The 26,487-nt window shown below is 40.6% G+C and carries 23 protein-coding genes; 19 read left to right on the forward strand and 4 right to left on the reverse strand.

Going from position 1 to position 26,487, the window contains the following annotated elements:
• The first annotated feature begins 1 nt into the window (after position 1).
• The 13 genes from murJ (at position 2) to PISS_RS04965 (ending at position 14,811) form a co-directional block, all read left to right on the forward strand.
• Positions 2–1,540: a murein biosynthesis integral membrane protein MurJ gene (gene murJ / locus PISS_RS04905; RefSeq protein WP_036956891.1), complete on the forward strand. Its 1,539-nt coding sequence runs from the start codon at positions 2–4 to the stop codon at positions 1,538–1,540.
• 74 nt (positions 1,541–1,614) lie between these two features.
• Positions 1,615–2,541 carry a bifunctional riboflavin kinase/FAD synthetase gene (ribF, locus tag PISS_RS04910; protein ID WP_024602833.1) on the forward strand — a complete coding sequence of 309 codons (927 nt, stop codon included), beginning with the start codon at positions 1,615–1,617 and terminating at the stop codon, positions 2,539–2,541.
• 29 nt (positions 2,542–2,570) lie between these two features.
• A complete protein-coding gene (gene ileS, locus PISS_RS04915) occupies positions 2,571–5,399 on the forward strand; it encodes an isoleucine--tRNA ligase (protein ID WP_058154361.1) in 2,829 nt (942 codons plus the stop codon).
• Positions 5,400–5,411: 12 nt separating this feature from the next.
• Positions 5,412–5,912, forward strand: coding sequence for a signal peptidase II (gene lspA, locus PISS_RS04920; RefSeq protein ID WP_013464471.1), 501 nt, complete (start codon positions 5,412–5,414; stop codon positions 5,910–5,912).
• Positions 5,909–6,349, forward strand: coding sequence for an FKBP-type peptidyl-prolyl cis-trans isomerase (gene fkpB, locus PISS_RS04925; RefSeq protein WP_013464472.1), 441 nt, complete (start codon positions 5,909–5,911; stop codon positions 6,347–6,349). Before lspA ends, fkpB begins: the two co-directional genes overlap by 4 nt.
• Positions 6,349–7,278 (forward strand): 4-hydroxy-3-methylbut-2-enyl diphosphate reductase, encoded by a 930-nt coding sequence (gene ispH / locus PISS_RS04930; RefSeq protein WP_013464473.1) that lies wholly within the window; start codon positions 6,349–6,351, stop codon positions 7,276–7,278. Before fkpB ends, ispH begins: the two co-directional genes overlap by 1 nt.
• Before the next feature lie 30 nt (positions 7,279–7,308).
• Positions 7,309–8,343 carry a sensor histidine kinase gene (locus PISS_RS04935; RefSeq protein ID WP_058154362.1) on the forward strand — a complete coding sequence of 345 codons (1,035 nt, stop codon included), beginning with the start codon at positions 7,309–7,311 and terminating at the stop codon, positions 8,341–8,343.
• Complete coding sequence (locus PISS_RS04940; protein ID WP_058154363.1) at positions 8,340–9,041, forward strand: LytR/AlgR family response regulator transcription factor; 702 nt, start codon at positions 8,340–8,342, stop codon at positions 9,039–9,041. Before PISS_RS04935 ends, PISS_RS04940 begins: the two co-directional genes overlap by 4 nt.
• Positions 9,042–9,155: 114 nt before the next feature.
• Complete coding sequence (gene pilV, locus PISS_RS04945) at positions 9,156–9,716, forward strand: type IV pilus modification protein PilV (protein WP_024602830.1); 561 nt, start codon at positions 9,156–9,158, stop codon at positions 9,714–9,716.
• A 1-nt stretch (position 9,717) separates the two neighbouring features.
• Positions 9,718–10,716 carry a PilW family protein gene (locus tag PISS_RS04950; RefSeq protein WP_013464477.1) on the forward strand — a complete coding sequence of 333 codons (999 nt, stop codon included), beginning with the start codon at positions 9,718–9,720 and terminating at the stop codon, positions 10,714–10,716.
• Positions 10,704–11,207, forward strand: a complete 504-nt coding sequence (locus tag PISS_RS04955) for a hypothetical protein (protein WP_016899436.1) — start codon at positions 10,704–10,706, stop codon at positions 11,205–11,207. Before PISS_RS04950 ends, PISS_RS04955 begins: the two co-directional genes overlap by 13 nt.
• Position 11,208: 1 nt before the next feature.
• Positions 11,209–14,382: a pilus assembly protein gene (locus tag PISS_RS04960; protein WP_096040829.1), complete on the forward strand. Its 3,174-nt coding sequence runs from the start codon at positions 11,209–11,211 to the stop codon at positions 14,380–14,382.
• Positions 14,383–14,391: 9 nt separating this feature from the next.
• Positions 14,392–14,811, forward strand: a complete 420-nt coding sequence (locus PISS_RS04965; protein ID WP_013464480.1) for a type IV pilin protein — start codon at positions 14,392–14,394, stop codon at positions 14,809–14,811.
• Between the two features lie 6 nt (positions 14,812–14,817).
• Here the strand turns inward: PISS_RS04965 and PISS_RS04970 are convergent, their stop codons facing one another.
• Both PISS_RS04970 and PISS_RS04975 read right to left on the reverse strand, forming a co-directional pair.
• Positions 14,818–15,351, reverse strand: coding sequence for a GspH/FimT family pseudopilin (locus PISS_RS04970; protein WP_028835385.1), 534 nt, complete (start codon positions 15,349–15,351; stop codon positions 14,818–14,820).
• Positions 15,352–15,429: 78 nt separating this feature from the next.
• Positions 15,430–15,975 carry a GspH/FimT family pseudopilin gene (locus tag PISS_RS04975; RefSeq protein ID WP_013464482.1) on the reverse strand — a complete coding sequence of 182 codons (546 nt, stop codon included), beginning with the start codon at positions 15,973–15,975 and terminating at the stop codon, positions 15,430–15,432.
• Positions 15,976–16,133: 158 nt separating this feature from the next.
• On the opposite strand from PISS_RS04975, the gene PISS_RS04980 reads away from it, so the two are divergent.
• Positions 16,134–16,472 (forward strand): P-II family nitrogen regulator, encoded by a 339-nt coding sequence (locus tag PISS_RS04980; RefSeq protein WP_013464483.1) that lies wholly within the window; start codon positions 16,134–16,136, stop codon positions 16,470–16,472.
• Between the two features lie 55 nt (positions 16,473–16,527).
• Here PISS_RS04980 and PISS_RS04985 read toward each other — a convergent pair whose 3' ends face one another.
• Positions 16,528–17,292, reverse strand: a complete 765-nt coding sequence (locus tag PISS_RS04985) for an outer membrane protein assembly factor BamD (RefSeq protein ID WP_058154364.1) — start codon at positions 17,290–17,292, stop codon at positions 16,528–16,530.
• 141 nt (positions 17,293–17,433) lie between these two features.
• Here PISS_RS04985 and rluD point away from each other — a divergent pair, with 141 nt between their 5' ends.
• From rluD to clpB, 3 genes are all read left to right on the forward strand, one after another.
• Positions 17,434–18,411: a 23S rRNA pseudouridine(1911/1915/1917) synthase RluD gene (rluD, locus tag PISS_RS04990; RefSeq protein ID WP_028835384.1), complete on the forward strand. Its 978-nt coding sequence runs from the start codon at positions 17,434–17,436 to the stop codon at positions 18,409–18,411.
• Between the two features lie 2 nt (positions 18,412–18,413).
• On the forward strand, positions 18,414–19,145 hold the full coding sequence (gene pgeF, locus PISS_RS04995) for a peptidoglycan editing factor PgeF (protein ID WP_058154365.1): 732 nt from the start codon (positions 18,414–18,416) through the stop codon (positions 19,143–19,145).
• A 96-nt stretch (positions 19,146–19,241) separates the two neighbouring features.
• Positions 19,242–21,818, forward strand: coding sequence for an ATP-dependent chaperone ClpB (gene clpB, locus PISS_RS05000; protein WP_058154366.1), 2,577 nt, complete (start codon positions 19,242–19,244; stop codon positions 21,816–21,818).
• A 62-nt stretch (positions 21,819–21,880) separates the two neighbouring features.
• Here the strand turns inward: clpB and PISS_RS05005 are convergent, their stop codons facing one another.
• Entirely contained in the window at positions 21,881–23,428 is a 1,548-nt protein-coding gene (locus tag PISS_RS05005) for a methyl-accepting chemotaxis protein (protein ID WP_058154367.1), read from the reverse strand.
• Between the two features lie 427 nt (positions 23,429–23,855).
• Between PISS_RS05005 and gshA the strand changes: the two genes are divergently transcribed.
• A complete protein-coding gene (gene gshA, locus PISS_RS05010; protein WP_058154368.1) occupies positions 23,856–25,433 on the forward strand; it encodes a glutamate--cysteine ligase in 1,578 nt (525 codons plus the stop codon).
• A gap of 437 nt (positions 25,434–25,870) precedes the next feature.
• Positions 25,871–26,479 carry a transglycosylase SLT domain-containing protein gene (locus tag PISS_RS05020; RefSeq protein WP_013464490.1) on the forward strand — a complete coding sequence of 203 codons (609 nt, stop codon included), beginning with the start codon at positions 25,871–25,873 and terminating at the stop codon, positions 26,477–26,479.
• Positions 26,480–26,487: the final 8 nt, after the last annotated feature.

Genomic DNA, 26,487 nt, shown 5'->3' on the forward strand with positions numbered 1-26,487 from the left:
AATGACAATGATCTCGCGTATTTTAGGGCTAGTGCGTGATGCTGTTGTTGCTAACTTGTTGGGGGCAGGGACTGCTGCCGATGTGTTTTTATTTGCAAACCGTATTCCTAATTTTTTACGCCGTTTATTTGCTGAAGGGGCTTTTGCACAGGCGTTTGTACCTGTATTAAGTGAAATCAAAGAACAACAAGGCGATGATAAAGTCAGAATATTTGTTGCGCAGGCGGCAGGTACACTCGGCACAATTTTACTACTCGTTACGCTTTTTGGTGTTGTGGCATCCCCCGTTATCGCCGCTTTATTTGGTACTGGTTGGTTTATTGATTGGTGGCAAGGTGGCCCTGACGCAGAAAAGTTTGAGCTTGCCAGTTCACTATTAAAGCTGACCTTTCCTTATTTATTTTTTGTAAGCTTAGTGGCGCTTAGTGGCGCAGTAATGAATGTGTACAACCGTTTTGCAGTTGCCGCATTTACTCCTGTATTACTTAATGTTTCTATTATTGGTTGTGCCATTTTATTGCATGACCAATTTTCTGTTGGTGCATATGCATTAGCAATAGGCGTATTTTTAGGGGGCGTGGTACAGCTATTATTTCAACTGCCGTTTTTATATAAAGCAAAAATGTTGGCGCGGCCGCGATGGGGTTGGCAAGACGAAAATGTTAAAAAAGTGCGTAAATTAATGCTCCCAGCGTTATTTGGTGTATCAATTAGTCAAATTAACTTATTACTCGATACGGTAATAGCTTCATTATTGATGACAGGCTCTATCGCTTGGCTGTATTACTCAGATAGACTGATTGAATTCCCACTTGGTTTATTTGGTATCGGTATTGCGACGGTTATTTTACCTGCGCTATCAAAATTACACAGCAGTAAAAAAAGTAGCGACTTTCAACATACCCTAGATTGGGGAGTGCGATTTGTGATTTTTTTAGGGCTCCCTGCAATGGTAGGCCTGATGATTATAAGCCCGTTGATTATTACTGTGCTGTTTGATCACGGCGCGTTTAAAGAGGCTGGCATTGATCACGTTAAGGCAGTGAGCTTAGGGGTGGTTGCCTACTCGGTGGGATTAGTCAGCTTTATGTTAATTAAAGTGTTGGCGCCTGGGTTTTATTCTCGCCAAGATACGAAAACACCGGTGCGCATTGGTATTGTCACTTTGGTGCTTAACATGGTGTTTAATATTATGCTGGCGCCCTTTATTGGCTATTTAGGCTTAGCCCTGGCAACCTCTATGTCGGCTAGTTGTAATGCCTACTTACTGTACCGACAGCTTAAAAAAGAGAATGTTTACCAGTTCTCCAGCATGAGTGGCTACTTCACTTTGAAGTGTTTGCTGGCGAGTGTGACGATGGGCGCACTAGTGTGGTTTACCAGTAGACACTATGATTGGCCTAGCTGGCACTTTAGTGAACAAGTTATGTTGTTGGTTGTGTTATTAATTATTGCGGTTGTTAGTTACTTTTTTATGTTGTTTTTGATGGGCGTTAGACTAAATACGATAAAAAGTGTAGCAATTACTGAATCAAATTAAAAAAAAGATTATAATCGGACACTCTGCGACCCAAGGTCGCATTTTATCGCTCGCTGAAAAAGGCATTAGGTGGCATGGAGTTAATTAGAGGTATACACAATATACGCCCACAACACTTTGGTTGTGTGCTAACCATTGGTAATTTTGATGGTGTTCATTTGGGTCATGCTGCCGTATTAAAAGGGCTGTTAGCGGATGCCAAAGAAAATAATTTACCCAGCACTGTAATGTTATTTGAGCCTCAGCCACAAGAGTTTTTTGCAAAAAACAATGCCCCGGCTAGGCTTACTCGACTGCGTGATAAACTTCGTCTTTTGAGTAACTTGGGGATTGAGCGCGTTATTTGTATTAGCTTTAATCAAGCGTTTGCAAACATGCATGCAGAGCAGTTTGTGAGCGATATTTTAATTAAAAAGCTGGGCGTTAAAGCATTAACGGTTGGCGATGATTTTAGATTTGGTAAACAGCGCCAAGGAAATTTTAGCCTATTGGCTAATATGGGTACTCAAGCGGGAATGAGTGTTAAAAGCACTGCCAGCTTTAGGCAATTAAATGCTAGAGTAAGCAGTACCTTAATACGAGAAGCGCTTGCTGAGGGTGACTTGGTTAGTGCAAAAGTCATGCTTGGGCATAATTATGCGATATCTGGGCGAGTCATTCACGGCTGGAAAAAAGGCCGGGAACTAGGCTTTAGAACGGCAAATATTGCCCTAAAGCGTCAAGTTTGTCCGGTTAATGGCGTATTTGCGGTTCAAGTAATGATCGCAGGGAAACACGTTTTTGGGGTAGCTAACATTGGAAACAAACCCACATTTAATGGAACTCGTGCCTTATTAGAAGTACACCTTTTTGATTTTGCACAAGATATTTATGGACAATTTATGCATGTGGAGTTGATTGAAAAACTCCGCAACGAGAAAAAATTCGAGACATTAACACAACTGACGGCACAAATAGCAACCGATGTTGCCGCCGCTAAGCAGTGTTTTGGTTTAAATTAGGTAGCCGATAGAGACGGAAAGTAGGATTAATGAGCGACTACAAACATACTTTGAATTTACCGGAAACAATGTTTCCAATGCGTGGCAATTTGGCACAACGTGAACCAAAAATGCTTAAAGCATGGTATGAAGACGACCTGTATGGTCAAATTCGCAGCGCAAAGAAAGGTAAAAAAACTTTCATTTTGCATGACGGCCCTCCGTATGCAAACGGCGATATCCATTTAGGCCATTCAGTAAATAAAATATTAAAAGATATTATTGTTAAGTCTAAAACCTTATCAGACTTCGATGCGCCATACGTACCGGGTTGGGACTGCCATGGTTTACCAATCGAGTTAATGGTTGAGAAAAAAGTCGGTAAACCCGGTGTTAAGGTAACTGCTGCAGAATTTCGCGAAAAATGTCGTGCCTATGCTAAAAAGCAAGTGGAAGGCCAAAAAGTAGACTTTAAACGTTTAGGCGTTTTTGGTGATTGGGATAAGCCTTACTTAACCATGAACTTTGACTTTGAAGCCAATGCAATTCGTGTACTAGGTCGCATTATAAAAAATGGCCATCTACATAAAGGCGCAAAACCTGTGCATTGGTGTACAGATTGTGGCTCTGCATTAGCAGAAGCAGAAGTTGAATACCAAGATAAACAATCGCCAGCTATCGATGTACGTTTTACTTTTGCTGATCAAGACGCAGTAGTAAATGCGTTTAACTTAGCTGATGGCCATCAAGGCACTGGCAGTGTAGGGACTGTTATTTGGACTACGACACCGTGGACTTTGCCAGCTAACCGTGCGGTTGCTGTGCATGCTGATTTAGAATACGCGCTAGTACAAGTAGACGATGAAGGTGCTCAGCAGCGTCTGATTTTAGGTTCTGAGCTTGTTAAAGATGCGATGGATCGTTTTGGCTTTAACCACTTTCATATCCTTGGCTATGTTAAAGGTGCAGCACTTGAAAACTTAAACGTTGCACACCCATTTTACGACTTTAACGTACCGGTTATTGTAGCTGAACACGTAACCACAGATTCTGGTACGGGTGTTGTGCATACTGCACCTGGTCATGGTCAAGAAGATTTCGTGGCAGGCCTTGAGTATAATCTTGAAGTGGCTAACCCAGTTGGCGCAAACGGAGTGTACTTACCTGACACTGAATTATTTGCCGGTCAACATGTGTTTAAAGCCAATGCGAGTGTAATTGAGGTATTAAAAGAAAATAATGCCTTAATGCATCATCATGCATTAACTCACAGCTACCCACATTGTTGGCGCCATAAAACGCCTATTATCTTCCGTGCCACACCACAATGGTTTGTTAGCATGGATCAGGCTAACTTACGCAAAGATTCACTGGCTGAAATTAAAAATACTCAATGGTTACCTGAATGGGGCGAAAGCCGTATTGCCAACATGGTTGAAGGCCGCCCTGATTGGTGTATTTCGCGTCAACGTACGTGGGGTGTACCTATTGCATTGTTTGTTGATAAAGACACGGGTGCATTACACCCAAATACTCAAGAGCTGATTGAACAAGCTGCAGTACTTGTGGAAAAATCAGGTATTCAAGCATGGTATGACCTAGAGCCTGCTACTTTGCTAGGTGAAGAAGACGCTAAACAGTACATGAAAGTACAAGACACGCTAGATGTGTGGTTTGACTCAGGTGTGACTCATGCCTGTGTTGTTGATGCGCGTGAAGATTTAGTTGGTCCTGCAGATTTATACCTTGAAGGTTCTGATCAACACCGTGGTTGGTTTATGTCATCAATGATGACTTCAGTGGCAATTAATGGTCATGCACCATACAAGCAAGTGCTTACGCATGGCTTTACGGTTGATGAAAACGGCCGCAAAATGTCTAAGTCATTAGGCAATGTTATTTCGCCACAAAATGTGATGAATAAACTGGGCGCTGATATTTTACGTTTATGGGTAGCATCAACTGATTACACGGCAGAAATGACTGTATCCGATGAAATATTCAAACGTTCGGCAGATCGTTACCGTCGTATTCGTAACACCAGCCGTTACTTACTTGCTAACCTAAGTGGTTTTGATCCAAAAACGGATCAAGTTGCTGTTGATGATATGGTTGAGCTTGATAAGTGGATTGTAGGGCGCGCAGCACAGTTACAAGATGATATTTTAGCGGCTTACGATAGCTACCAAATGCTATTAGTAACGCAAAAGCTAATGAACTTCTGTACCGGTGAGCTTGGTTCGTTCTACTTAGACGTTATAAAAGACCGTCAGTACACGGCAAAAAGTGACAGCCATGCACGTCGTTCTTGTCAAACAGCGCTTTATCATATTGCTGAAGCAATGACGCGTTGGATGGCGCCAATCATGAGCTTTACAGCGCAAGAAATTTGGGAAGCACTTCCAGGTGAGCGCAGTGACTATGTATTTACTTCAACATGGTATGAGGGATTACAAGCACCAACAACGACCAAGTTTAGTAATGAAGACTGGCAAGCTATTTTAAATGTGCGTGACGAAGTGAACCGTCTGTTAGAAGCTGCACGTAAAGAAGAAGTGATTGGCGCAACATTACAAGCAACCGTAAACCTGTTTGCCAGCAAAGAGCTTGCAGCAAAACTTGCGGCGTTAGGCGATGAGCTACGTTTTGTGTTGTTAACCTCTGCGGTTAACGTTACCGAGGTAGATAGTCAACCTGCAGATTCACAAACTACTGAAATTGATGGTTTATACATTAGCGTATCAGCAACAGATGCTAAAAAGTGTGAGCGTTGTTGGCATTACGGTGAAGATGTAGGTGTTGAGCCTGCTCATCCCGAAATTTGTGGTCGTTGTGTAAGTAACGTTGACGGTGAAGGTGAAAAGCGTCAATTCGCTTAGGAGTTGTTTTTAGTGAGCAAACTAACCCAAAAAAGTGGTTTAGTGTGGCTTTGGTTGAGTCTATTACTGCTTGTAATAGACTTTGCCAGTAAAACACTGGTTGTAAACACCATGGCTTATGGTGAGTCAATTAATTTACTGCCTGTTTTTAGCATCACTTATGTACATAACTACGGTGCAGCCTATAGCTTTTTAAGCGAAGCGGGTGGCTGGCAGCGTTGGTTTTTAAGTGCAATAGCAATCGCGATTAGTTGTTTGTTGGTGTGGTGGTTAAAACGTCTTCCAGCGTCTAATAAAGTATTATGTGGTGCTTACTCGTTAGTTTTAGCCGGTGCTATTGGTAACTTGTACGACCGCATTGCTTATGGTTACGTTATTGATTTTTTACATGTGTTTTACGAAGACTCACATTTTCCCGTATTTAATATTGCAGACTGCGCTATTTGTATTGGTGCTGCATTATTACTATTTGACGCCTTTACCGGCGAAAATCCAAAGGAGCATAAAGCATGAGCCAAGCTGTAATTGGTGAAAACTCAGACGTTATTTTTCATTTTTCTATTAAACTAGAAGATGGCTCTGCCGCTGACTCAACGAAAGTGCATAACAAGCCGGCTAAGCTCACTATGGGTGATGGCAGCTTAACCGCTAATTTTGAAAAATGTTTACTTGGCCTAACGGCCGGTGAGAGCAAAACATTTGAGCTTGAGCCGGAAGATGCCTTTGGTCAACCAAACCCAGATAATATTTATTATGTAGATCGTAGTAAGTTTGGTGTAGAAACGCCGGCTAAAGTAGGTGCTATTATTGCGTTTACTCAACCTGATGGCACCGAGCTTCCGGGTTTGGTGCGTGAAGTGCAAGGCGAGTCAGTTACTATCGATTTTAATCACCCATTAGCGGGCCAGCGTTTAACGTTTGAAGTTGATATTATTGAGGTGCAAGGTTAATGGAAATATTATTAGCTAATCCACGAGGCTTTTGCGCCGGTGTTGACCGCGCAATTAGCATTGTTGAGCGCGCTTTAGATATTTTTGAAAAACCAATCTATGTGCGCCATGAAGTGGTACACAATCGTTATGTGGTTGATGGCTTAAAAAATCGCGGCGCTGTGTTTGTTGAAGAGCTTGATCAGGTACCGGATGACAGTATTGTTATATTTAGTGCTCATGGTGTATCACAGGCTGTACGCAGTGAAGCAAAACGCCGTGAGCTTAAAGTATTTGATGCAACCTGCCCGTTAGTGACTAAAGTGCATATGGAAGTTACCCGTGCCAGCAGAAAAGGCATTGAATGCATTTTAATTGGTCACCATGGACACCCCGAGGTTGAGGGCACTATGGGTCAATACGACAATCAACAAGGTGGCATTTACCTAGTTGAAACCGTTGATGACGTGTTAAAGCTTGATGTTAAGAATGCAGATAACCTTTTTTATTGCAGCCAAACAACCTTGTCGGTAGATGATACTGCGGATGTGATTGATGCTTTACGCAGCAAGTTTCCTGCTATTGATGGTCCGCGTAAAGATGATATTTGTTATGCAACTCAAAACCGTCAAGATGCAGTACGTGACTTAGCAGACAAAGTCGATGTGCTATTGGTTGTAGGCGCTAAAAATAGCTCTAACTCCAATCGTTTACGAGAACTAGCTGATAAAATGGGCACGCGTGCGTACTTAATTGACGATGCCAGCAATGTTGAAGCGTCATGGTTTGATGGTATCAATAGTGTGGGGGTTACCGCAGGCGCCTCAGCACCTGAAGTGCTAGTTCAGCAAGTGATCACCCGCTTAAAAGAGCTCGGTGGTAACCAAGTAACAGAAAATCCTGGTGAAGAAGAAAACATTGTTTTTGCTGTACCAGTAGAGCTGCGTTAATTTAGAGATAGTTCATAAAAGGAGGGTCGAATGGGTAAGCAACTGTCACCAGATGCACTACTTTTTTCGGCCCTTTTTAATGAGCGTGGTGTGCTTGCATCCCTCGTAGTAACACAGGTTGTGGCTATTATATTAGCTTTTGCTCCTAATGCTGGCGATGACATATGGCTGCATTTGGGGGCGATCAGTTTGTTTCTCCATGTAACTGTGCTGGTCAGTACCTCTTTTTTATATCTTTGTCGTCGATTACTCGCAAAACAGACTCAGTTTATTCAGATCAGTTTTTTTATTGCTTCATATAGTCTCAGTACTGCTGTATTTAGTCTGGTGTTTTCTCATATTGCTTTTGATATTGAAAACGAAAAACAACTGACGTTTTTTGTGCTGCGTAATTGCATTATTGTATTTTTGCTTACCTTACTGTTTGTACAATTTTTGCTTATTCATTTTGAAAAAGAGCAGCAAACCAAAGCACTTTCTCGTGCAGAACTTGATGCTTTGCAGGCACGGATCCGACCCCACTTTTTATATAATAGCTTGAATACGGCGGCAGAATTAACGCATCATGACGTTGAGGCTGCAGAGCATGCAATTTTAGCACTAGCAGCGCTGTCTCAAGCTGCAATGCGTTCAGGTCAAAGTGTATTACTCAGTGATGAAATAACATTAACTAAACAGTATATTGCGCTTGAATCATGGCGCTTTGCAGAGCGCTTAATGGTTGAGTGGTTATTACCAGAACATCTCCCTGCGCTATATATTCCATATCTAACATTACAACCTTTGGTAGAGAACGCAGTATGTCATGGCATTGAGCCAAGCCAAAGTGGTGCTACTATAAGTATTGAACTGCATGTGACAACACATTATTTAACCTTAATTGTAACTAATCCTGTACCTACTGAAACTGAAAATACTAGAGAGCATAATGGTATGGCTCTTGATAATATTCGTTCTCGTTTAAGTATTTATTATAAAGGTCGGGCGCAACTGACAATAACCAACAAAGATAATCAATTTAGAGTCAAAGTAGTCATCCCAAAACAAGCAGAGAATACGTTATGAATGTATTGATTGTAGATGATGAACCCTTAGCAAGGGCACGATTGAAGCGTTTACTCGCTGAGAACCATACATCCATTCATGTGCAAGGAGAGGCTAGTAATGGCAATGACGCTTTAACACAAATGAAAAAGCAGCAGCCTGATTTAGTGTTTTTAGATATTGATATGCCAGGCTTAAATGGCATCGAAGTGGCCAATCAACTCAATGATCTAGCGGTACCTCCGGCTATTATTTTTATAACCGCTCATCCTGAGCATGCACTTGATGCGATGCAGTTAAATGCAGCCGGATATTTGGTAAAACCTATATCAGAAAAAAGTTTGCAACATGCATTACAACAGCTAGGACGTTTAAACAGAGTACACCTGCAACAACAAACAGAAAAAATAACCTATCAATTAGCAGGCACCGTAAGAAGTATAAAAATAGAAAATGTTTTTTATTTTTATGCACAGGAAAAGTATACCAAAGTTGTGTTCGATGGTGGGGAGGCTCTAATTGAAGACAGTTTAAAGCAACTTGAAATGCAATATCCTCGTCACTTATTGCGAATTCATCGAAATACCTTAGTGAATAAAAATAAAATTTTGGCACTCCATACACTTAAAAACCATCAACATGTTATTGAACTCAAAGGGTGTTCACCTTTTTTAGCTGTTAGTCGTCGAGCGCTCAAAAGCGTAAAAAGCGTACTTTAGCACACCGACCTATTAACCGCTTATCAACATAATTAACCGTTGGTCGTGGTCCTAGTTGAATCTATTTTTTTATTGCATACACTTAGTATCAGATAATTATTATTTGGTTTTACTATGTCTTTGAGCACGTTTAAATTGCAAAAAGGTTTTACCCTTATTGAGGTCCTGATTGCGTTTATTATTCTTAGCTTTGGTTTATTGGGGGCTGTAGCCCTGCAAGCAAAAGCAAAACAAGCAAGCTTTGATTCAATGCAACGTGCTGCTGCTGTTGCGCTTGGTAATGATATTATCCAACGTATTCGGGCTAACGATACATCGCAACTAGCTACATTATACGACCTTGAGTTTACCAGCGAGACAAGTATTAATTCCTCTACAACCTGTTTTACAAGTTCATGCAGTAATGCACAAATTGCGAGTTTAGATATAGAGCAGTGGAAGCGTGCTATTCGTGCCCGCGAAAATACGGGATCACTTGATGGTGCCACCGTATGTATTAATCCAGAGTCGGTAGCAGGCTCTGGCGGTAAGGCGTTTAATATTGAGGTCATTGTTTCTTGGCAGGGTCGTCAAGAATTTAAGGCGAGTGAGGCAACAGGCAAAATTAGCTGTGGTGTAGCAGATAAAAGGCGCCGTTTAGTTGTACTTACTAGCTATATTTACGTTAGGAGCTAAGATGAAGCAAGCCGGTTTTACACTCATTGAAATGATGATCTCTTTATTTATAGGGGGATTAATTTTGGGTGGCGTAATGTTTACCTATATTGGTATGAAAGTGACGACCCGCGATACGATGACAATAGGTGAGCTGCAAGAGTCTGGTCGATTAGCCATTAATATCATGCAACGCGATATAGAACAAGTAGGCTTTTGGGGAACATTTTATGATGATTCGTTTACTGCAATAAATACATCATCATTAACAAATCCTACGGGTGATTGCTTTGAAGGTCTCAACAATGGCAGCTTTCCTGATTTAACCAGCAGCAGTAATTTTAAAACCCTTTATGCAAAAACAGCGGCAAGTTCAAGTGAACTTAATTGTGTTAATAACCCTTTAGCGGGTACTGATATTTTACAGGTTAAGTTTTTACAAGGTCACCAACTAGAAGTTGATGCCGCAGGTGTTAATGAAACGCAAAGTGATGAGAATTACTTTATTGCTGAGCAAGAAAATGCACGCTTTGTTCGAGGTGTTATCGACCCTGATAGTTTAAATGTTAATGCCAGTGTTTGGCCTTACAGCCATCATAGTTATTATATTGCTGAGCAAACTTATACAGTCAATAATAAAAGTATTACTGTACCCGCACTCATGCGAAAACGTTTAGTAGCTGGTTCTATGAATACAGAAACTATAATGGAAGGCGTGGAGAATATGCGTTTTGTGTTTGGTTTAGATACCACCACCGACAGTCGCGTGGATACCTATAAAAGCATTAATAACATGACAGCCACAGACTGGGAAAACCGCAAAGGTATTTTAACGGTACAAGTTTTTTTATTGATTAGAGCACTGCAACCGGACCCAGGTATTACACTCAAAAACCAAACCTATGTATTAGGGGAAGATGCTAATAAACGCACCCTTACTTTTTCAGATAACTTTAGACGTACTGTATTCACAACAACTATCCGTTTAAATAACGTGGGAGCAAATTTATGGCGTATTTAATCCCGATGAAAAATAAACAGCAAGGTGTGGTGCTTATCACTGCACTAATAATGGTCATAGCCGTTACAGGTATTGCAGTGACCTTAATGAGTAGCAGTAGTATAGATATTAAAATTACTAATTCAGCACAAGAGCGAGAAGTTGCCGAAAATGAACTTATCGGCGAAGTGCAGCGCATGATTGCCGATGAAGCGAGTAATGGTGCAACAAATCAATTTTTCTTAACGCCAGAGGAAGTAACTACCATGGCGTCTGGCAATGAAAAAGGCATGGTTATAGCCGAACATAATGATATGCAAAGTAGAATGATTAACTTAAATAAAGGCGTGCTTGATTTAGAATGTCCTCGTCGTTTTAGTTTTACAGCTGGGATCTCATGCAACATGGTACAAGTTTCAACAACTATTGAGTATGGCTCTAAAAGTAAGCACCAACTAACAATTGTGACAGGCGTAGCCCAAGAGATGGCTAGCCTAAGCAAGGGGATTTAAAATGAAACTGATACTAAATAAAGCACTCATTTCTTTAATAGGAATAATGCTTAGCATGTCAGCAGGCGCTGAAGATATAGAGCTGTATGTTAATCATAATGTACAAACCAATGAAAAGCCTCGCGTAATCATGATTTTTGATACATCGGGAAGTATGGCATGGGATGTAAATGATGGTGATGCCTGTTATAAAAGAAGCGGTAATAGTTATTACGAGGTTGATTGCTTTGAAAGTAAAGACAGTTATAAACGAAATGAGCAATGTTATAAAAGAACTAGTTACTACAATTATGAACCCACATGTAGTGATAGCCGCTTAAGAGTTGCGCAAAATGCTATCACCCAATTAGTGAACGATAACGATGATATTGAATTTGGTTTAATGCGCTTTAATGGTAGTAATGGTGGGTATGTTTTAGCCAGAGTAGGGGCTGAAAAGTCATTTTTACTAAATAAAGTAGAAGAGTTACCTGCAAGTGGTTCAACTCCATTAACAGAAACACTCTGGGAAGCCTACCTGTATATCACGGGACAAAACGTATATTACGGGGGAAATACTAATGAACGAGATTTTACAGCAGAGTCATCAGGGATATATAAATCACCCTTTGCGCCTGTTACTGGCGAGCCACTTAGGTGTGATAACAGTATTAATATTATTTTAATGACAGACGGCGATCCAACCAACGATTCAAATAGAAATAATGATATATACAACCTTCATAATAGTTATTTCTCTGGTAATCCGCCTGCTGTTAGTAACAGCTATTTGGCGGCGCTAGCAAAAATTATTCACGGTACAGATGATGTAAAAGTTGACTTGTATAGCAAAACTAAGAACGTACTTGATATAGGACGTGTATTTCCTATCGGTTTTGGTACGGGTATGAGTGACTCAGGTAAAAACTTACTTACTGAGACTGCAGATTACGGTGGTGGGCAATACTTACATGCGAATACAGCTGCGCAACTATCTGATGCACTTAAAAATACTATTTCTCGTATTCGTGAAGTAAATGACAGTTTTTCATCGCCGTCAGTGGCGAGTAACAATGTAGATCAAACTCGAAGTCGTGATGCTATTTATTTTGCTATGTTTTATCCAGAAACCGGGGCGCGCTGGCGTGGTAACCTGAAAAAGTTAAAGGTATCGGGCAGCCAAATAGTCGATGCAACCAACAAACAAGCCCTTAATAGTGACGGTTTAATTTCAAAAGAGGCAAAAACATTTTGGTTACCTGCGGGCCACCCCGCTGATGGTAACGTGGTTGCGCAGGGGGGGGTAAACCATTATTTAAGCACCATAGATCCACTTGCTCGTAATTTATTTACGGAGAATCAAGGCTCGATTGTTAGTTTTGATACTTCGGCTGTTAGTGACATTCTCAGTGGCATTGTTAATAACCCGCTGGCCTTATCCACTCAAGATGTTAATTGGGCAAGAGGAGTAGATGTTGATGATGAGGACAAAGATGGCTCATCACAAGACCAACGCGCTGATATATTTGGTGATCCTTTGCATTCAAAACCAATTGCAATTGATTATGGTAATGATGATATTCGCATCCTCATAGGGACAAATGCTGGCTTCTTACATATGTTTAAAGATGCCGGTGAGACTGTAAGTGAAAGTTGGGCATTTATACCTTCAGCACTGTTTGACATTATTAAACCACTTAGAAATAAACAAGCAGATAGTAAAGTATATGGTATGGATGGCCCTATCAGTGTCTACTTTAGTAATAAAAGCTTAAATAGTGAAGGTTTGAATGACGGTATTATAGATGCTAGCAAAGGAGACGAGGTATGGGCTTTTGCAGGAATGCGCCGTGGTGGTAAAAACTACTATGGTTTAGATATTACAAATCCTAATCAGCCAAAACGTCTTTGGAGCAAACCAATTGAAGGGGGTAAAGGCGACTTTACTGAATTGGCACAAACGTGGTCAAAGCCACAAATAGCTTATATTAAAGCTTTTGGTAATAAGCCTTTGCTTGTGTTTGGCGCGGGTTACGATACAAATAAAGATGCGGCAATAAGAGCAGAGGACTCAAAAGGGCGTGGTATTTATATTGTTGAGGCAAAAACAGGCAGCTTAGTTTGGGCGTTAACCCCAGACAGTAATGGCTTTAAAGGTAAACACAGTATTGCTGCTGATTTAACTACGCTTGATTCAGATTATGATGGCTACATTGATAGAATTTATGCCTCAGATACCGGTGGTAATATTTGGCGAATTGATATGCCTGGAGAAGATAGCAGTGAGTTTAGCCATTTCAAACTTGCAGAGCTAGGTAGTAATCAAGATACTCAAGATAGACGATTCTTTTATAAACCATTGGTTGCGCGTACTTTGTTTAGTAAAGTAACAGAGACCACGGTTAATGGTAATAAAGTCATTACTCGTTTAGATACTCCTTATGATGCAGTTGTTATTGGCAGCGGTAACCGTTCAAAACCAACGAATACAAACGAGCAAGATCAATTGTTTATGATCCGTGATGAGAATACTCTGACGCGTTCATTTAAAACTAATGCTCCTGCGCCAATTGTGCCTGCAGATTTAATGGTGATGAATAGTGACCCCTTTGGTAATACTTTAGATGACTTAGATGGTTTCACCCTTGTTGAAGCTGAACTGGCGAAAAAGAAAGGGTGGCGTTATGAGCTAGCGAAAGGTGAAAAGTCATTAGCTGCAGCTACCGTTGTTGGTGGGGTTGCTTATTTTACCTCTTTCACGCCAGCATCTGATGAAGTTGTAGAGAATCAATGTTCTTTAAGCGGCGGTGGCGGCGCACTTTATGCTTTTCATTTGCATTACGGTACTAAAGTGTATGAACAACTAAAATTTGCAACCAGTTATGATGTGCCAGATACACCACAGCTTTATTTTGGTGCGACTAATTCCTGTGCTGATTCTAACAATGATGGAAAATGTGATGATAATCCAGAGGAAGATGTTATCGAAGAGAGCCAGTTTTTTCTAATTGGCCCAGGGATCAAAGGGGAACAAGCTGAAAATCCACTTAAGCCAATAGAAATTACAGGACCTGGCTTAAAAGTGGTAGATGGTAAAATTAAGCTAGTGAATGATAAACAACCCATTGGCTTTGGTTTTAAAACGCAGCAAACATATATTTATAAGCGTGAAGAAAACGATGAGATCAACAATTAAGGGCTGTATATGAATAAGACACAACAAGGATTTACATTAATTGAGTTAATGATCACCGTTGCGATTGTTGGCATCATTGCCGCCATTGCAGTGCCTAATTACAGTGAATATATAAAAAGGGCATCACGCGCAGAAGCCGCTTCTGCACTTTTAGATGCCGCAAACAAGCAAGAGCAATACTTTGTGGATAACCGAGCATATTCAACTTCGTTTAGCGACTTAGGTATTCAAAGTAAAACTGAAAACGGTCATTTTGAGCTAACAATTAATGTGGTTAATAGCAATGAGTTTACAATCACTGCGAAACCCATTGCTGGTGCTGTGAAAGGGGATGCTGATTGCACGTCATTAACCATTAATGACGTTGGCTTAAAAGGAGCAACGGGTAGTAAAGGCAATACCGACATCAACTATTGCTGGGGTAGATAACATTAGTTATTTTTGGCATTTGTTGGTAGATTTTATTCGTATTCGCCCAGTTTGACTTATTGACAGAGCAAGCCCCTCAAGGCTTGCTTTTTCGTTATTTGGGCAATAGATAAAAGTACCGTTTTGAAAGCCGTTTAAAGAGCCGTCGGGTCTAAAAGTGATGGCATCCCGAGGATACTCTAAGCTATCAGAGGGATGGGTATGTTCAAAGGTACTAATAAGGCGCTCGTCATCATCCAAAGAGGTTGACTTGTCGTTATCAATAAAAAGTGACACCTGATTGTCCCAATCATCTTCTAAACACTCATTATTTTTCAAGGCACATAGAGTGACGTAGCTATTATTTTCTATTGCATAAAGACGTGCATAATTAATGTTTCTGTGTAATAGATTAATCTGGTTATCTGCGCGATTGAGCGCCAAGAAATCAGGAAAAAACCATAAAGAGAGTTGGCTTAGTATCGCTATAACTGAAATGGTTACTAGTAATTCTAATAATGTAACGCCACCATTTTTGTGAACACTTATAATTAACTTCATCCCTGAAGCCTTTCATTGAACAGTCCATTATATTAGTTTAGTAAACAATCAAAAAAACGGCAAAGTAAGAAATGGCTTTTAACCACAGCTCTCTGTGGTATCCCCTAAATAAAAAGCGGTGCCTGATTGCGTTAATGTTAACGCTTTTTGGTTTTTGTTGTCGCCGTTAGGACAAAATATGAAGTTCCCAGGATTTGTAGTTATACGTCCGCTGGTATTAAATCGTATACGGGTATCTGTAAATGAAACGCGATCATTAGGACTAATTTCCTCCATGACTCTGATCAAGCTATCTGTTTCATTATTATATTGGCCATTATTATTAGCATCTATAAAGGTAATAATTATTTGATCAACATCCCATTTACTTGAGCAAGTTAGGGTTTTATCATCACTTTTTACTTTTGTACCTGGAGCAGCGCACACAATTACGATCTCATCGGTACTAGCCGCTTGTGAACGTGCAAAACTAATATTACGTTTAAGTTCTAATAAAAAATTTTCACCTCGGTTTTCTTCCAGCATATCGCTACTGTTCCACAACGCAATAGTGGCTATAATGCCAACAATGGCCACGGTGACCATTAACTCTAATAGGGTAAATCCACGGTGCTTAGTTTTCATATAAATCTCATTAACTCGGTGATGTTTTAGTATAGTTATTTTTATTAAAATAATCATACCATGATTATTTTTCACCGGTGCTATTCAATCTCTTTGTTTGCTATGAACCTCATGATTGTCTAAAATCGAGGCAACTGAAGCTTTCAAAAGTAATTACTATGAAAAAAATAGAAGCAATCATTAAACCGTTTAAGCTCGATGATGTGCGTGAAGCATTATCTGATGTAGGCATTACGGGTATGACAGTAAGTGAAGTAAAAGGGTTTGGGCGTCAAAAAGGCCACACAGAGCTATACCGTGGTGCTGAGTACATGGTTGATTTTTTACCTAAAGTAAAATTAGATATTGTGCTAGGCGATGAAGACGTAGAACGTGCTATTGATGTTATTGTTAAAACAGCACAAACTGGCAAAATCGGTGATGGTAAAATATTTGTCACTGACGTAGAACGTGTGGTTCGAATTCGTACTGCAGAAGAGGATGAAGAGGCTATATAGTCGAATAAACCTCGTAAAAAAAGGCGCTAATTTTATAACTAGCGCCTTTTTCGTGTTATTTATTTCTGCTATTAAATTTACGCGTTTGCTCTGCATGCTTGCTTAGTTCAGTCAAGCCAAGCTTCTCGTAACTTTTTTCCATCATGGCGAGTGCCGCATCAAGATAACTACTTTGTGAGTAGTGCTCTACCACATATTTACCGCGATTTGCGGCTGCTAAATAGGCTTCACGTTCGTAATAGTAAGTTGCCACTTTTAGCTCATAACGTGCCATGCGGTTTAATAACCAAACTAAACGACGTTTTGCTTCTGGCGCATAATCACTTTCTGGAAAACGTTTAACCAAAGTTGATAAGTCGGTATAAGCAACACGGGTGCGTTTGGCATCTCTGTCTGCTCTATCTACACCAAAGTATTCTTGGAAAGCATTTTTATCCGCCTTAATATTAACCAAGCCACGCATGTAGTACATGTAATCTAAATCTTTGTGGTTTGGGTTTAAGCGAATAAAACGGTCAATGGTAGCAAGCGCTTGCTCTGTATTACCTGATTGGTAATGCGCGTACACTAAATCCATTTGGACTTGCTTTGAAAACGGACCAAACGGATAGCGAGAGTCAATTGCCGTTAATAATTCAATTGCACGAGCGTATAAACCAGAATCAAGCGTTTGTTTTGCATCTTCGTATAATGCTTGTGCCGATCTGTTGGGTACGCGTTGAATATCTTCTTGGTCAGGTGCAGACGAGCAGGCCCCTAAACTAAGCACTGAAACTGAAAAAACAATGGCGAATGCACGTTTCCCTATTTTATTTATCATTTTATTTGTTACCTTCGATGTCTTCGGCTAGGCCAAGTGGGTAAAACCGAGTAAACTATGCGTATTATGTTATGCTTTTATTAAAAGCGATTCTAACCCAGTCAAGCACAGCTTGCACTGGTAAATTGGGTAAAGTTACTAATGTCAGAGCAAATATCTCTCCAAGCCGAGGTCCCAACAGACTTAGGTGGTAAACGTCTAGACCAAGTATTAGCGCAATTGTTCCCTGATTATTCACGATCACGGATAAAAACGTGGATTTTAGATGATAAAATCACCGTTGATGGCGAAATTTTCAACACCCCGCGTGAAAAACTACTCGGTGGTGAAGTTGTAGCTGTTGAAACAACAATAGAAGCACCTCGTGAATACGAAGCACAAGATATCAAATTAAACATCGTTTATGAAGACGATGATATTTTAGTGATCAACAAACCAATGGGATTAGTGGTTCATCCTGGCGCAGGTAACCCTGATGGTACGGTGTTAAATGCTTTACTACACTACTACCCAGAAATTATTAATGTGCCACGAGCGGGTATTGTGCATCGTTTAGACAAAGACACAACAGGTTTAATGGTTGTCGCTAAAACGATTCAGGCACAAACACATTTAGTTAAAGCACTGCAAAAGCGCGAAAACTTCACACGTGAATATGAAGCGTTATGTAATGGCACTATGACAGCCGGTGGTATGGTTGAAAAACCAATTGGTCGTCATGCTACACAACGTACGCATATGGCAGTACATGAAATGGGTAAACCAGCTATTACGCATTACCGTGTTGCCGAAAAATTCCGTGCCCATACACGTTTGCGTTTACGTCTTGAAACTGGGCGTACACACCAAATTCGTGTGCATATGGCGTACTTAAACCACCCATTAATTGGCGATCAATCTTATGGCGGTCGTCCTCGTCCACCAAAAGGGGCAACGCCTGAGTTATTTGAGTTACTGCGTAGCTTTAAGCGCCAAGCGCTTCATGCCGTTAAATTAAGTATTGCGCATCCAATCACCGGTGAAATGATGACCTGGCAAGCGCCTATCCCTGATGATATGGTGGCGATGACTCAAGCACTGCGTGAAGATACAAAAGCAAATCCAGACATAGCTAGTTAACAATGTTTGGCTTATCAGCTACATGGCAATCTCTTCATGGTGTAGATACATTGAGTACTACACGTGAAGGGGGCGTATCTCAGCCTCCATTCGATAGTTTGAATTTAGGGTTGCATGTAGGTGATAACAGCCAAGATGTATTAAATAACAGAGCACGTGTAAATGCTCATTTTCCTAAACCGGCAATTTGGTTAAATCAGGTTCATAGCGCTGATGTAATTACAGTGGATGAGCGATTTGACCCCAACCAAACACTCACAGCCGATGCGCTATACACGCAATTACGCAATCAACCTTTAGCCATAATGACCGCTGATTGTTTACCTATTTTACTTTCATCGAGTGACGGGCAAGAAGTGGCCGCAATTCATGCTGGTTGGCGAGGGTTAGAGCAAGGGGTGATCAACAATACGCTGGCATGTTTTAAAAACGCCCCGTCGAATATACATGCTTGGTTAGGCCCTGCAATAGGGGCTAATCAATTTCAAGTAGGCCAAGAGGTAGTCGAGTTATTTACAGCAAATAACCCCCTAATGCACAGCGCGTTCAAAGCTCAAAATAATGAAAAGTATTTAGCTGATATCTATCTAATAGCAACTATTTTACTTAATCAACAGGGCGTTATAAACATTAGCGGGGGTGAGCATTGCACTGTTTCTCAAGCTAACTTGTTTTTTTCTTATCGGCGCGATGGCCAAACCGGTCGTATGGCAAGTTTGATCTGGCGCAAGTAAATAATCATTAGGTGATTATTTTTCCCACAATACCTTGAACAAACCCGCTAACATACCCATCTATTAAGTAATTCGTTTTTTTATAGGTAAACTCCCATGCGTTTAGATAGATTTACAAGTAAATTTCAGTCTGCGCTTTCAGATGCGCAATCATTAGCACTAGGTCGCGATCATCAATTTATTGAACCTGTGCATCTAATGTACGCTTTGTTAAAACAAAGTGGCTCAAGTGTGCGTGCACTATTTGCACAAATGAGCATCAGCGTTGATGAACTCAACACTAAATTATCACAAGAGATAGAAAAGTTATTTAAAGTGGAAGGCGTTGGTGGCGATCTACAGTTGTCAAATAACATGGTTTCACTGATAAACCTATGTGATAAATACGCCCAAAAACGTAAAGATAAATACATTTCAAGTGAGTTGTTTGTATTAGTTGCGTGTGAAGATAAAGGCCCGCTTGGCAGTGTTTTTAAAGCACTTAACATTACGGCGAGTAAGGTTGAAACGGCAATTGAAGCGATTCGTGGTGGCCAAAAAGTTGACGATCCTAATGCGGAAGAAACACGTCAAGCACTTGAAAAGTACACCATCGATTTAACTGAGCGTGCAGAGCAAGGTAAGCTTGACCCTGTAATCGGTCGTGATGATGAAATTCGCCGCACTATTCAAGTATTACAACGCCGTACCAAAAATAACCCTGTGTTAATTGGTGAGCCAGGGGTGGGTAAAACAGCCATAGCTGAAGGGCTTGCACAGCGTATTATTAATGGTGAAGTGCCTGAGGGCTTAAAAAACAAGCGCGTATTATCACTTGATTTAGGCGCATTAGTTGCTGGTGCAAAATACCGAGGTGAATTTGAAGAGCGTTTAAAATCAGTACTTAATGAGTTGGCTAAAGAAGAAGGCCAAGTTATTTTATTTATTGATGAAATTCATACCATTGTTGGTGCTGGTAAAAGTGATGGCGCTATGGATGCGGGTAACATGTTAAAACCTGCCTTAGCACGCGGAGAACTCCATTGCGTAGGTGCAACCACTTTAGATGAATACCGTAAATACATTGAAAAAGATGCTGCGCTTGAGCGCCGTTTCCAAAAGGTATTAATAGAAGAGCCTTCAGTAGAAGACACCATTGCTATTCTGCGTGGCTTGAAAGAGCGTTACGAATTACACCATTCAGTGGAGATCACCGACCCTGCAATCGTTGCCGCAGCGCAGTTATCGCATCGTTATATTAGTGATCGCCAATTACCCGATAAAGCAATCGATTTAATTGACGAAGCGGGCTCTTCTATTCGCTTGCAAATTGATTCAAAGCCAGAAGCTTTAGATAAATTAGAGCGTCGCATTATCCAATTAAAAATTGAAGATAACGCATTGGCCAAAGAGAAAGATGAAGCAAGTCAAAAGCGCCGTACAGAAATGGTCGAGCTGATCACTGAGCTTGAAGGGCAATACCGTGAACTAGATGAAGTATGGAATGCAGAAAAAGCGTCTTTACAAGGCACGCAGGTTATTAAAGCTGAGCTAGAGCAGGCACGACTTGATTTAGAAGTGGCTCGCAGAGCAAGTGACTTGCAGCGTATGTCTGAACTGCAATATGGACGTATACCTGAGCTTGAGCGCAAACTCGATTTAGCATCACAAGCAGAAATGCAAGAAATGAGCTTGCTTAAAAATCAGGTGGGCGAAGATGAAATTGCAGAAATTTTATCACGTTGGACCGGGATCCCAGTGGCGCGTATGCTTCAAGGTGAACGTGAAAAACTATTACAAATGGAAGAGCAGTTACATAACAAAGTCATTGGTCAAGATGAGGCCGTCGTTGCGGTGGCTAATGCCATTCGTCGTTCGCGTGCAGGGCTTGCTGATCCCAATCGTCCAATTGGCTCGTTCTTATTTTTAGGGCCTACAGGGGTTGGTAAAACAGAACTTACCAAGGCACTAGCAGGCTATATGTTTGATACCGAAAGTGCCATGGTGCGTATAGATATGTCTGAGTTTATGGAAAAACACTCAGTCGCACGTTTAGTCGGTGCGCCTCCAGGGTACGTAGGTTACGAAGAAGGTGGTTATTTAACCGAAGCTGTTCGTCGTAAACCTTATTCGGTTATTTTGCTTGATGAAATAGAAAAAGCGCATCCAGATGTGTTTAATATTTTATTACAAGTCCTTGATGACGGGCGTTTAACGGATGGCCAAGGGCGTACGGTTGATTTTAAAAATACGGTTATCATTATGACCTCCAACTTGGGCTCAGATATCATTCAAGAGCAAGCGGGAAGTAATGACTATGACGAGCTTAAAGCAAAAGTCATGGGTGTTTTACAGAATGAATTTAGACCCGAGTTCATTAACCGTATTGATGAAACTGTGGTATTTCACTCACTTTCACATAGTCATATTAAAGAAATTGCAGATATTCAGTTAAGCAAATTACGTCAACGATTGACAGAGATGGGGTATTTACTTGAGTTGACAGATGCTGCTCTTGAGCGAATTGCTGCCAGTGGCTTTGATCCTGTCTATGGCGCTCGTCCACTTAAACGGGCAATACAGCAAACCATTGAAAATCCATTAGCACAAAAACTGCTTAATAATGAATTTCAACCAGGTTGTATCATTGTCATTGATGCTAACGAAGACGGCTTAGTGTTTACGAGTCGATAATTTGAGCACAGCAAAAAGCCGCTGTTTACAGCGGCTTTTTTGTTTCTATTTTAGGGCGTTTGTTAAACTTTAAAAGTCAGTAATAAGTCATTCACTTTTCTTGAGCCTTCAACTAGTTCAGCCGCACCGCGTGCTACGCTAAAACTCAATTGTAAATTGTCATCCCCTAAGCCTTTAATCTTTTCAACATTACTACCAATGTCTTTACTTACAACCTGCTGCTGTTCTGCTGCGGCTGAAATATCCGTGGCGAGCTGTGAAATTTCACTAATCTGAATAAAAATACTATCAAGCTCTTGTTGTGTTTGTCCTGTTGTATTAACACAGTCATCGGCTTGTTGTTTTGTGCTCTGCATGATTTTAGACCAGCTAAACAAGGTATCTTGAATTTCTTTAATTGAGCTATGAATTTGTGCTGTGGCGTTTTGAGTTCGTGACGACAGCGCTCTTACCTCATCGGCAACAACGGCAAAACCACGGCCATGCTCACCGGCGCGTGCCGCTTCAATAGCCGCATTGAGTGCCAATAAGTTAGTTTGTTCAGCAATCCCTTCTATTTCACTCATGACTTGGCCAATTTTATCCGCTTCAGAGGCAAGCCCCGTTGCTGTGGCGGCCGCTTGCTCAACTTGTACAGCTAAGTCAGACACCATTTTACTGTTATCTGCAATATGATTCTTGATATCAGAGCAGCTTTGATAAGTAATGCCCACTTTATCAGCCGTGTTATTGGTATTGGTAGAGATTTCACCAATCGTGGTACTCATTTGTGACATGGCTGAAGCAATTTGTTCTAGCTGAGTGCCTTGAGAAGAAATACCTTGCTCGGTCAACGTCGATTGCTGATCTAACCCTTGGGCAATCGAATTAAAACTCAAGGTTGAATCTTTTACCCGCCCTAGTACCGTTCTTAATTTAGCACTGAGCATCTGCTCTCTATACTCACTAATACTATGTGGGTGCGAGCCACTAAACACATAACGAGATACAGAGTCTGCTTGGCTTTTTTGTTGTTTGAGGGTTGCAGGTGTGATTACCAGCTCATCATAATTTAAAACTAAAATAGCAATACATACTAATAAGTTAATCGCGGCAAGCGAAAGAGAGCCCCACATTGCGACACTGGCTAACCAAATTAAAATACCCGCAATGCTCAAACCTTGTCTTAATGATGTGCGTTCGCGCCAGCTGAATAATGATTTATTAGCGTTAATTTTGGCATAGAGCTTTTGCGCTCTGCGTTTTGCGCGTTGCTCTAGTTTTATTCGTACAGACTGATAACCAATAAGTTGGCCATGCTCAAAAATAGGCGTTACAAATGCATCAACCCAATAATAGCGGCCGTCCTTACATAAGTTTTTTACCGCGCCACGCCACGAATGGCCTTGTTTTAAAGTGTCCCACATTTCTTTAAATGCAGCTTTTGGCATATCAGGGTGGCGAACGATATTGTGATTTTTATTTATCAGTTCATCCATCTCGTAGCCTGCGATACTACAAAACTCATGATTGGCATAAGTAATAACACCGCGTAAGTCAGTGGTTGAAACCAACTCTTGGTGTTCTTCGAAGTTAACTTCTTCATCTATTAAGCTTTGATTACGACGCATAGTGACTCTTTATCATTCTTTATTATGGCGGCTATTGTAATTACTAAAACTAATGTATGTTAGTGATATGTGTAAAATAGCAGGAATAAGACATTTTTTTTGATATTTATATGATCTTTATCAATATTAAGCGTAATTGAATTTTTCAGTTATGACAAACTTTTAGGGTTTAACTCTATCTTATCAAAGCGTTTTAAAACGCCATGTTGTCAGCGGGGGGTTATGGCAAATAATATGTAAAAGAAATTGTATATTCGTAGTGGCAATGGCAAGATTATCTTTTATAGCGTGAAACAAAGCGTGTTTAAAATCCAGTAAAAACTATATCTAATAAATTCATATAGTTTTTTCATCGTTTAATCTTGAGTAAAGGTAAAAAGACCCCATAACCTTATGATTAAGCCACTTGGCTCGAGGAAACTTTTTTTTGACAACTTATAATTTAAAGAACACGCTCAACGCGCTATCTAATGCAGATAATCAACAGGCTATTAAAGGCATTATGCGCGGTATTGAGAGAGAATCATTAAGAATTAACCACGATGGTTCTATTTCTAAACAGGCTCATCCTCAAGGTGTGGGCTGTGCGCTCACCAATGGGCATATTACCACTGATTTTTCTGAGTCTTTACTTGAGTTCATTACACCGGTTAGCGAGTCATCAAAGCAAACTTTGCAGCAGCTAAAAGATTTACAAAAGTTCACCCTAGAACATATGGGCGATGAATTGTTGTGGCCAATTAGTATGCCGTGCTTTATAAATCATCAAGACGATATTGTATTGGCACAATTTGGCGACTCTAATGTCGGTAAAATGAAAACCCTATATCGCGAAGGCTTGAAGAATCGTTACGGCAGTATGATGCAAGCGATTGCTGGCGTGCATTTCAATATTTCTTTTCCACAAACGCTATGGCAGTCACTGCACTCATTAAAGCAAAGTAATGCGAAACTTGAAGATTTTATATCGGATAGTTACTTGGCGTTAATTCGTAACTTTAAACGCGAACTGTGGTTAATTAGCTACATGTTTGGCGCATCACCGGCATTATGTAGTTCTTTTTTACAAGGGCGTAAAAGCGACTTACCGTTTAAAAAACTCGGTAAAGGCACTTTATATTTGGAAGTGGGTACCGCATTGCGTTTAGGTAACTTAGGCTATACCAATAGCGCACAATCGTCGTTACGGGTAATGTATAACTCATTAGATGAATATGTTGCAGGACTTAAAAAAGCCATAAATACACCTTCAGATATTTACGGCAGTATTGACGATTACACCAGTGCTACGCCAAAGCAATTAAATAAAAACATTTTGCAAATAGAGAACGAGTTTTACTCGCCAATTCGTCCTAAACGTAATGCAAAAAATGGTGAAACGCCCACCGATGCATTGCTAAGAGCGGGTATAGAGTATATTGAAATTCGTGCATTGGATGTTAACCCGTTTAGTGAAGTTGGCATTGACTTAGAGCAAATACACTTTTTAGATGTGTTTTTAACTTATTGTTTATTAAAAGATTCAGCACCTATGGATTGGCAAGAGCAAACTCGTAGCACTGAAAATCTTGATACGGTGGTTAACCAAGGTAGAGAACAAGGCTTGATGCTTAATTTTAATAATGAGCAGCGCAGCCTAGAATCTTGGGGTGATGAAATATTTAGTCAGCTGAGTGATGTTGCTCAGTGGATGGATACTGCTTACGATGTTGACTACTACTCAAACACCATTAAGCGCATGGCGACTTGGATTCATGATCCGGCATTAACGTATTCTGGTCGTTATGTTGAGCAGTTAAAAGCATCAGGGTTAGATAATGGCCACTTTGCACTGTCACTTGCTCAGAAGTACAAACAAAGCCATGAAACAGCAAGTTATACTGAATTTTCAAAATCGTGGCTAGAGCAACAAGCTGCAGAGTCGTACCAAGCCCAAAAGGCAATTGAACACGCTGATAAACAATCATTTACCGCATTTTTAGATACGTATTTCAGGGTCTGTTGACCTTTGCGGATTACAATTTGTTCAAACTAGGAGCGGTTTAATCGCGGCGCGAGGTTTGTAACCTAGTGGGCTCGATAACTGCTCCTGCGTTATTCTACTGGCTTACATCCATGTAAGAATAAGTAAAAACCGAGCAACAAAGAGTTAATCGCTCCTAGGCAGAACCCGAAGGGCAGCACCTGTTTGGCATTGATGCTGCGTTATCGCCTATTTATGGGGAATAACCACACCACATAGGCTTTGCCTTGCCTAAATACCAAACAAACTGCTGCAAATGCAACCTTGAAAGGTCAACAGACCCAAGTAAGTAGCAGGCAAAAAAAAACGCAGCTCATAGTAGCTGCGTAAATATTCTTTAGGGATGAAACAATGCTGTACTGCTGCATTCATAGATTCAGACCCACACTTTTTTAAAAAGTTCAGTGAGATCTTAAAAAATGAAAAAAAATATTATTACCTTATCTTTGCTGCTCACTATAGCTGGGTGTGCAACAGCTCCCCCAAAGCAACCAGAAGATATTTGTAAAATTTTCGAAGAGAAATCTGACTGGTATTTTGATGCCAAAGACGCGCAGGAAAAGTGGGGCTCCCCAAAACATGTGTTAATGAGCATGATGTATCAAGAAAGTTCTTTTCGCCACGATGCAGCACCGCCTATGGAATACTTCTTATGGATAATCCCTACTGGTCGTGCAAGCGATGCCTATGGCTATTCTCAAGCTAAAACGCCTACTTGGTCTGATTATATTCGTGAAACAGGTAACAGTGGCGCCGACAGAGACGAATTTGAAGATGCGATTGATTTTATGGCGTGGTTTGTTTATAAAACCCATAAAGTTAATGGTGTGTCTAAGTGGGACGCCTACGCACAGTATTTAAATTATCATGAGGGATGGGGCGGTTATAAACGAGGCACCTATCGTAAGAAAAAATGGCTAATGAGCGTTGCCAATAAAGTAAAACATCGGGCAAGCCGTTATGGCGCACAGCTAAGACGCTGCGAAGATGATTTAGATAAAGGTTGGTTAGAGCGATTGTTCTTTTAGATTAGATT

It is taken from the genome of Pseudoalteromonas issachenkonii (assembly GCF_002310795.1).
Classification (GTDB): domain Bacteria; phylum Pseudomonadota; class Gammaproteobacteria; order Enterobacterales; family Alteromonadaceae; genus Pseudoalteromonas; species Pseudoalteromonas tetraodonis.

What these genes read in the sequence shown, in the direction of transcription:
- PISS_RS04980 (WP_013464483.1), top strand. Translation starts at nt 16,134, where the DNA reads ATGAAAAAAATAGAAGCAATCATTAAACCGTTTAAGCTCGATGATGTG.
- PISS_RS04970 (WP_028835385.1), bottom strand. Translation starts at nt 15,351, where the DNA reads ATGAAGTTAATTATAAGTGTTCACAAAAATGGTGGCGTTACATTATTA.
- PISS_RS04940 (WP_058154363.1), top strand. Translation starts at nt 8,340, where the DNA reads ATGAATGTATTGATTGTAGATGATGAACCCTTAGCAAGGGCACGATTG.
- PISS_RS05020 (WP_013464490.1), top strand. Translation starts at nt 25,871, where the DNA reads ATGAAAAAAAATATTATTACCTTATCTTTGCTGCTCACTATAGCTGGG.
- ispH (WP_013464473.1), top strand. Translation starts at nt 6,349, where the DNA reads ATGGAAATATTATTAGCTAATCCACGAGGCTTTTGCGCCGGTGTTGAC.
- PISS_RS04935 (WP_058154362.1), top strand. Translation starts at nt 7,309, where the DNA reads ATGGGTAAGCAACTGTCACCAGATGCACTACTTTTTTCGGCCCTTTTT.
- clpB (WP_058154366.1), top strand. Translation starts at nt 19,242, where the DNA reads ATGCGTTTAGATAGATTTACAAGTAAATTTCAGTCTGCGCTTTCAGAT.
- PISS_RS05005 (WP_058154367.1), bottom strand. Translation starts at nt 23,428, where the DNA reads ATGCGTCGTAATCAAAGCTTAATAGATGAAGAAGTTAACTTCGAAGAA.
- murJ (WP_036956891.1), top strand. Translation starts at nt 2, where the DNA reads ATGACAATGATCTCGCGTATTTTAGGGCTAGTGCGTGATGCTGTTGTT.
- PISS_RS04950 (WP_013464477.1), top strand. Translation starts at nt 9,718, where the DNA reads ATGAAGCAAGCCGGTTTTACACTCATTGAAATGATGATCTCTTTATTT.
- PISS_RS04960 (WP_096040829.1), top strand. Translation starts at nt 11,209, where the DNA reads ATGAAACTGATACTAAATAAAGCACTCATTTCTTTAATAGGAATAATG.
- PISS_RS04975 (WP_013464482.1), bottom strand. Translation starts at nt 15,975, where the DNA reads ATGAAAACTAAGCACCGTGGATTTACCCTATTAGAGTTAATGGTCACC.
- ileS (WP_058154361.1), top strand. Translation starts at nt 2,571, where the DNA reads ATGAGCGACTACAAACATACTTTGAATTTACCGGAAACAATGTTTCCA.
- PISS_RS04965 (WP_013464480.1), top strand. Translation starts at nt 14,392, where the DNA reads ATGAATAAGACACAACAAGGATTTACATTAATTGAGTTAATGATCACC.
- pgeF (WP_058154365.1), top strand. Translation starts at nt 18,414, where the DNA reads ATGTTTGGCTTATCAGCTACATGGCAATCTCTTCATGGTGTAGATACA.
- ribF (WP_024602833.1), top strand. Translation starts at nt 1,615, where the DNA reads ATGGAGTTAATTAGAGGTATACACAATATACGCCCACAACACTTTGGT.
- PISS_RS04955 (WP_016899436.1), top strand. Translation starts at nt 10,704, where the DNA reads ATGGCGTATTTAATCCCGATGAAAAATAAACAGCAAGGTGTGGTGCTT.
- PISS_RS04985 (WP_058154364.1), bottom strand. Translation starts at nt 17,292, where the DNA reads ATGATAAATAAAATAGGGAAACGTGCATTCGCCATTGTTTTTTCAGTT.
- rluD (WP_028835384.1), top strand. Translation starts at nt 17,434, where the DNA reads ATGTCAGAGCAAATATCTCTCCAAGCCGAGGTCCCAACAGACTTAGGT.
- fkpB (WP_013464472.1), top strand. Translation starts at nt 5,909, where the DNA reads ATGAGCCAAGCTGTAATTGGTGAAAACTCAGACGTTATTTTTCATTTT.
- pilV (WP_024602830.1), top strand. Translation starts at nt 9,156, where the DNA reads ATGTCTTTGAGCACGTTTAAATTGCAAAAAGGTTTTACCCTTATTGAG.